Origin of the sequence: Collimonas sp. OK242 (assembly GCF_900107095.1) — a bacterium.
Classification (GTDB): Bacteria; Pseudomonadota; Gammaproteobacteria; order Burkholderiales; family Burkholderiaceae_D; genus Collimonas.
Map to the genome: position 1 here is coordinate 1 of NZ_FNOR01000051.1, position 1328 is coordinate 1328.

Sequence of the window (1328 nt, forward strand, 5' to 3'; positions counted from 1 at the left end):
CAGAATAAACCGCTCTCGTGACTTGGATGGCGGTCGTTGAACACGTTATTGATCGTGCCAACGAATTTCTATGTTTTTACACACTCTGGGCCGAAAACGGACGGTTGCCGTCACTCCTCAACGGCCCACCATCCAACGCCGCTTAAAACAATCAGATCGCTACACTGTGTTATGTCGAAGTATTTTTTCTTGCCAAAGGCGAATCAGCTCTCCCTCCTTATCTGGGAAAGTGTCGAACTTGGCGACGTCCTGTGGAATGGAAAACCACGGCAATTTACTTCGCATGAACACATGCGCGATCGGTTCGAATTCGCCTTGGTTCTCCAGCGTCCCCGGACGAAGAATTGCGAGAGTTGGTTTATCAAGTGGCTCAGCCCATAGGCGAGTATCACAGTGTGGGCAAAGCCTGCTGCGTCTCTGACCGCCATTGCCAAGGTCAAAAACTTGCAGCACGGGTTCTCCTTCAAGAATTCGCAGGTCGGATTTCCCGACCCACATCACAGGTAACGCGGCACCACCTGTCCGACGTTGGCAGACCGCACAATGACAGACATAGAATGTCAGCGGGTCGGCAATAAGTTGGAATTTGACGTGCCCGCAAAGGCACCTGCCGGGATATGGTGGAGTCATCGATTAGCTCACTTTTATATATGTCAGACTACGTTGTGCTCTTGCGACCCAGACTCTCAGCAAAACAGCGCGTTATTCTATAATTTCTTTGGCATCCATGAAATAATCGAAGGACTGATTTTGCCCACCAAACGTATTGATTGCCTTGACATTAATGCCTTTTTTTTCTGGCGTAATTACCACCTTTAGATCACACCAGTCATGAACACTTCCGCCCTGCACGTGAATTTCATCATTATTGTGAAGAACTAGCGCCGACTTATTTTTGATTTCCCCGCCCCATATCTCGCCGTCACTTATCAAATAACCTAGGCGCTCAGCCCATTTCACTTGAATTAGTATTTGCTGCCGTTCTTTTTGGACATTTATAAAATAAAGAAGAACATTTCCCTCTTCTGTTTTCAAGTATCTTTGAAATTCTATTTTTTCAATATAACAAGCTCCGGCAAAAGCTTGTGCTGAAATTAGTCCAGTGACTAATAGAGCAATTATTTTTTTCATGTTAATCAATAGTTTTTATGTGGACCAAGTTATTAGCCGGAGACTAAGGCATTCATCTTGTTATCGCAGCATTAAATTCAGATGTAACCTGTTTGTCTTCTTTTGGCCCAGAGTGTGTGAAAACGCGACGCCCCTTGGGGATTATATTTTCACCGTTTTTCAGCCATCAGTGTAAACGCAATTAATCCCAAGACGTT

At 45.2% G+C, this 1328-nt stretch carries 2 protein-coding genes; both read right to left on the reverse strand.

Going from position 1 to position 1328, the window contains the following annotated elements; all coding sequences use genetic code 11:
- Positions 1–159: 159 nt before the first annotated feature.
- On the reverse strand, positions 160–630 hold the full coding sequence (locus BLV81_RS23390) for a GFA family protein (RefSeq protein WP_092360280.1): 471 nt from the start codon (positions 628–630) through the stop codon (positions 160–162).
- A 72-nt stretch (positions 631–702) separates the two neighbouring features.
- Positions 703–1131: a hypothetical protein gene (locus BLV81_RS23395; protein ID WP_092360281.1), complete on the reverse strand. Its 429-nt coding sequence runs from the start codon at positions 1129–1131 to the stop codon at positions 703–705.
- Positions 1132–1328: the final 197 nt, after the last annotated feature.

What these genes read in the sequence shown, in the direction of transcription:
- BLV81_RS23390 (WP_092360280.1), bottom strand. Translation starts at nt 630, where the DNA reads ATGACTCCACCATATCCCGGCAGGTGCCTTTGCGGGCACGTCAAATTC.
- BLV81_RS23395 (WP_092360281.1), bottom strand. Translation starts at nt 1,131, where the DNA reads ATGAAAAAAATAATTGCTCTATTAGTCACTGGACTAATTTCAGCACAA.